This window comes from Vibrio qingdaonensis (assembly GCF_026191675.1).
GTDB classification, from domain to species: Bacteria; Pseudomonadota; Gammaproteobacteria; order Enterobacterales; family Vibrionaceae; genus Vibrio; species Vibrio qingdaonensis.
Map to the genome: position 1 here is coordinate 1 of NZ_JAKRRY010000078.1, position 5,200 is coordinate 5,200.

General features: G+C 41.2%; 5 protein-coding genes. 1 reads left to right on the top strand and 4 read right to left on the bottom strand.

Translation table 11 applies throughout. The features are described from left to right. The 4 genes from MD535_RS24975 to MD535_RS24990 all read right to left on the bottom strand — a co-directional run. On the bottom strand, positions 1–694 hold a 694-nt coding region (locus MD535_RS24975; RefSeq protein WP_265677968.1), incomplete at its 3' end, for a phage integrase. A gap of 668 nt (positions 695–1,362) precedes the next feature. Beyond that, a complete protein-coding gene (locus tag MD535_RS24980) occupies positions 1,363–2,106 on the bottom strand; it encodes a hypothetical protein (protein ID WP_265677969.1) in 744 nt (247 codons plus the stop codon). 4 nt (positions 2,107–2,110) lie between these two features. After that, positions 2,111–2,620 (bottom strand): type VI secretion system tube protein TssD, encoded by a 510-nt coding sequence (tssD, locus tag MD535_RS24985; protein WP_265677970.1) that lies wholly within the window; start codon positions 2,618–2,620, stop codon positions 2,111–2,113. 477 nt (positions 2,621–3,097) lie between these two features. Further along, a complete protein-coding gene (locus MD535_RS24990; RefSeq protein ID WP_265677971.1) occupies positions 3,098–3,346 on the bottom strand; it encodes an Lpp/OprI family alanine-zipper lipoprotein in 249 nt (82 codons plus the stop codon). 502 nt (positions 3,347–3,848) lie between these two features. On the opposite strand from MD535_RS24990, the gene MD535_RS24995 reads away from it, so the two are divergent. Next, complete coding sequence (locus tag MD535_RS24995) at positions 3,849–5,180, top strand: DEAD/DEAH box helicase (RefSeq protein WP_265677972.1); 1,332 nt, start codon at positions 3,849–3,851, stop codon at positions 5,178–5,180. Positions 5,181–5,200 lie beyond the last annotated feature (20 nt).

Genomic DNA, 5,200 nt, shown 5'->3' on the forward strand with positions numbered 1-5,200 from the left:
CCAGAAATGTGATTTTGAATTTAGTAACCTGCGATACACGAAGATTATTAGCTTCTGAGATTCGTGCGCCTGTAGATAAGCTAATTTTACAGACCAGCTCGTATTCTTTGGCGCGTTTGCTTTTAGTGATCCTCTCAAAAAGCGCAGTAATATCCTTATCTGAGAAGAAGCCCATTTCAGATTCCGTCACGGGGATCTGCTTAACGCCAGTCAGTGGGTTGGGTTGCGTCCATTCCCCAAGGGAAATAAGTTCATTGAAAACAGTACGTAAGCATCTTAAATCAAGGTTATTAGTGGGTGCGGATATCAACTTACCTGTATCCGCCCCCGTGTGCCTGTGTTTTGCTTTTCTGCTAGAACGCCAGTGAACAAAGTCTTTGGCAGTGAACTGGATAGCAAAAGGGTTCCCCAGTTCTTCAACAATGGTGCAGAGGCGAGGGTACAGTTTTACCGAAGATTTTAAGTGCTGGCCGTGAAGCTTGTACCAGAGTTCAACTAAGTCATGAAGTGTGCGTAGGTCCTTCTTATCACCTAGCCAAGGTTTGTCATCCACTTCTTGCATGGTGAGCTTTTCGAAAGCAAGGGCTTCACCTTTAGTGGCGAAGCGCTTGCGAATACGCTTACCTTTTCGGCCCTGCGGGTAACACTCGCAAAGCCAAGGTTTGTTGGTCTCATTCAGTTTTCGTACGGTCATCTTTTTGGTCTTCGTTTATCAAGTGAAGATTGGCTTGCTTGTGAGAAGATAAGAGCTCTTTGAGTTCCTCTTTTGAATAGTTGGTTGCGTCCAGTTTTGAATTGTCTGAAAAAACAAAAATAGCCCTTCTTCTGGGCTTTTTGGCTGCCCAAGCAATAACAGCAGCGGCGATCGCCTCCCATGGTACAGCTCTGAGTAAGAGAACCACTTCATTTATCACTTGAGAAGTGGAAAATTTTAGTGATTCATTTTTTCAAAATTGTTTGGGGTCTGAATTCATCCATACTTGTTATTATATGTTTGCCTTACCAAAAGTTATTCGAGTTCAGCATCTCTAGAAATTTGTAACCGCTCCTGCTTATAGTGCTCAGGTCAAAGCATAATAGATTACATAAGTGAATATCACTATCACACAGCCATACACCATCGCAAAATGGTGTTTATAAGAACTCGCCTCTTCATCTTTATTATCAACATCAGAAATTGTTCCAAATTTTACGAGCTTTTTACCTCGAGCATACGCTCTCAAGTGAATTTCAGAATGCAAGAACGAAAAGGTAAACAGAGCTAAAATAGGAAGGCTTGTTGAGAAATTGTTCAAAATAACGCATGTTAGAAAGAGCAGCAAGCTGGCTATCAGTGTGCTATTTAACCTGGAATTTATATCTTTAGTTTTTGGATAGATTTTCATCAAGAAATTTGCCCGTTGTATGTGAAATGGTATTCTCTAGTCGATCCCTTATCGGAGCAGGAACCCCTATTATTTTCAATCTATATGCAACCCCTTTTCCCAACGAGTATGCTGCGAGAGGCGTATAGTTTCTTTCGTGCATTATTGTATATGCAGTATCTGCGTTAGCAAGCCATATGAGAGGGCGTGCGTAAGGATTTGCAATGAGAGCTGTATTTACAATTCCCATAACATCGTCTTTTTTCCCGTTAGTTGCCGCTTCCACGTAATCCTGAAATGCATCATCTTGTAAATCAAAGTTCGCACCTCTCATCAAACATTCTGGAGTCGCACAACGTGCTTTAAAGCGAACGTTGAAAGCTTGATTGTTGACACGCATGCTTCGACGATAGCTACTGTCAGAATTTAAGTTAGTTGTTATACGTTGTTGTTTGCGAATAACTCGGTTTCTATCAGCTGTTTTGATAGCTCTGACACCGTCGACAAACCCATACTTTAGATTACTCAAAGTGCTTTGTGCCGATTCAAAGTCTATGCTCCCTTTACGATAAGCTCGGAGAATAATATTAATAGCTTGGCTCATTTCTCGAACTGCCTTGGACTGGAGCGAGCGCTCTAACTTGAGTTGTGATAGAGACGAAAGCGTCGCTGTAATAAGAAGGCTGGACTCTTTTTCTAAAAGCCAATACGCATCGTCAACTTTTTCCCTTGATTCGTCCATTCACTTATAAGTCCGTCAGTTTTCTTGAAGCACTACCTAAAGCACCTAGCCAAGAAGAATAGCCATTTGTTGTCGCGGCTAAGTGCTTCCAGTGAATGTCTCTGTATGCAATATCGACGATCTCTTGCATTTCAGCTTCACCTAAGTGGATGACATTTGGCATTTCAACTTGAATATTGCGGATTAGTGCTCCTACAAGAATTATCTCATAAAACTTTTCTTGCGTGCCTCCTGTCGGTGAGTGCCTATAAAATGTTAGGGTGCAATTTAACTCTGAGCCATCAGCACACGCTTGAGCTAGTAACGGGCTTGCCTTATCAATTTTCTTTATGACTTGAACAGGGCAATGGATTGAACGATTGTCGTAAGCCAAGTTGTGGGAAAACCCCAGTATAGTGATTTCATTCTCATGGGTGGATTGAAAACCATTACCCATAGATTCGGCGGTGTTGCATCCCGTAGATAAGTTTCCACCTGTTAGACTATCAATAGTTAGGTAAGCTATTGTGCTCATTGTAAATACTCAATCAAATAAAACGCAACAATATCAGATATATAAGTAAATCCAATTAGGGTATGTTAACTATGCTGTATATTCTTTTGGCTAGTAATTTTGGGTATTCTAACGACGTAATGACTGGTTTTGTGGCTATATGGTCTAATTGGCTAGCGGTTCCATTTAATAATTGAATTTGTTGACGAGTTATTTCGCAAAAAAAACATAATCTGTGAGCATGGTTCAATTTTTACGGACTGTTTCTAGTCTGACACCTAGTTCATTCACAATCCATTGTGAGTTGGGTCAATAACTCTGGTCTTACATCACTAAAATTGCTCCGTATACCTTTCAGTTGGCACTGCCGCACGTTTGGCGACTGCAGCCATAAAAACAAAAGTGGCGACATGAAATCATGTCGCCACTTTATCGCCATTAGGCTGTTATTCGAAATGTAACCTTATGATTAATATCGAATTTTAAATCTAATTCTACTTACTTAGTGTAAGACTGAGCGATGTTATCGATACGCTCGTTTGCACGAGAAGCTTCTTCTTGCGCAGCCATAGCGTTTTTGTTGCCCATTTGAACTTCATCTTTAAGTGCTTGTACGTCTGCACTTAGTTGGCTTACTTGATTGTTTAGATCGTCCATTTTTGCTGTTGTTGCTTCGTCTGGACCTGATGCACAACCAGCTAGTAGTAGAACCGACGATGCTGCTGCTGCAATTAACACTTTATTCATTATAAGCTCCTTGAGGATTATTATTTCAAACAGCCCTGCTACATCTAGGCAATAAGGCTATTTTTGAGTTTAGTGCCTTATTTTAAGAACGCAAACTATTTAAAAGTCAGAAAAACCAAAAAATTACGCGATTTTAACGTTAAAGTTGGTTTGTCTTATTTATGAGAAACTGAGATATCATCGAAATGTGATGCATATCACGCCCTCGGTGCTTCTTGACGTTAACACATTGTTTACAAGGCGATTGTAAGGATAAAACCTTGAGCGGGTTATGTATATCAGAATTAGCCTACATGAGTGGGAGTCATTCAGGGATTTGCGTTGATATGCATTATATACAAGCCATATCAAGGTGAAGAAAATATTCTTATCGTAGACTCATCTAGATGCGCTTAATCCTGCATCTTGATGTCATTTGGCTATATGCTGGTGGCAAGGGTAAATATCATGTATTATGCGCCCCTCATTTTTTAGTTCGTCCCATCCGTTAGGAGTATAACCTTTGCAATTTAAAGATCTTGGTCTTGATAACCGTTTATTGAAGAATCTGAAGCACTATGACTTCAAAAAAGCGACAGATATCCAGAAGCAGGCGATTCCAGTCGCGATTGCGGGTAAGGATCTGATTGCCTCTTCGAAAACGGGCTCAGGTAAGACTTTGGCATTTGTATTACCTATGCTTCACAAGTCTTTGAAGAGTAAGTCGTTTTCAGCAAAGGACCCACGTGCAGTTATCTTAGCGCCAACTCGTGAATTGGCAAAGCAGGTATACAGCGAGTTAAGAGCGATGTTGGGCGGATTAACTTACGACGCGACCCTGATCTTAGGTGGCGAAAACTTTAATGACCAAGTGAAAGCTCTACGTCGCTATCCTAAATTTATTGTTGCGACACCAGGACGACTTGCTGACCATTTAGAGCATCGTTCATTGTTTCTTGATGGCTTAGAAACATTAATTCTGGATGAAGCAGACCGCATGCTGGATTTAGGCTTCGCACCTGAACTTATGCGTATTCATCGCGCAGCGAAGCATCGTCGTCGTCAGACATTGATGTTTTCTGCCACGCTTGATCATGCGGAAATGAATGAGATCGCGAATGAAATGCTTAATGCTCCTAAGCGCATTTCAGTTGGGGTTTCTAACGAAGAGCACAAAGACATCACGCAAAAATTTTACTTGTGTGATCATTTAGATCATAAAGAAGCCATTTTAGAGCGTGTTTTACAAGAAGCAGACTACACACAAGTCATGATCTTCACCGCGACTCGTGCAGATACCGAGCGATTGGCAACTTGGCTAAATGAGAAAAAACTGAAAGTAGTGGCGCTAAGTGGTGGTTTAAACCAAACTCAGCGAAATAACATCATGAGTCAGTTTGAGCGTCATGTCTTTAAGATCCTAGTGACCACGGATGTGGCTTCACGTGGTATCGATATTAATACCGTTACGCACGTGATCAACTTTGATATGCCAAAGCATACCGAGGAATATGTTCACCGTGTTGGGCGTACTGGTCGAGCGGGTAACAAGGGTGACGCCATTTCATTGGTTGGTCCAAAAGACTGGGACAGCTTGAAGCGTGTCGAAGCTTTCTTACAACAAGACATTACCTTCTCTGAACTAGAAGGTTTAAAAGGTAAATTTAAAGGGTTACGTCCGCGTAAGCCTGCCTTTGCTAAGAACACTGCAGCAAAACCAGCTCAGAAGAAGAAAAAACAAACGGGTACTAAGAAGCCTGTTAAGCGTGATAAAGCGTTCTACCAAAACGTAGCAGTGGGTGATTCGGTCTTTATTCCAAAGAAAAAGCCAAAACCAACCCCTGAATCTGAATAAATAAAAAGAGCCTCGTTAGA

Excerpts from the sequence above, each read along its gene's own strand:
- MD535_RS24980 (WP_265677969.1), bottom strand. The coding sequence starts at position 2,106 with ATGGACGAATCAAGGGAAAAAGTTGACGATGCGTATTGGCTTTTAGAA.
- tssD (WP_265677970.1), bottom strand. The coding sequence starts at position 2,620 with ATGAGCACAATAGCTTACCTAACTATTGATAGTCTAACAGGTGGAAAC.
- MD535_RS24990 (WP_265677971.1), bottom strand. The coding sequence starts at position 3,346 with ATGAATAAAGTGTTAATTGCAGCAGCAGCATCGTCGGTTCTACTACTA.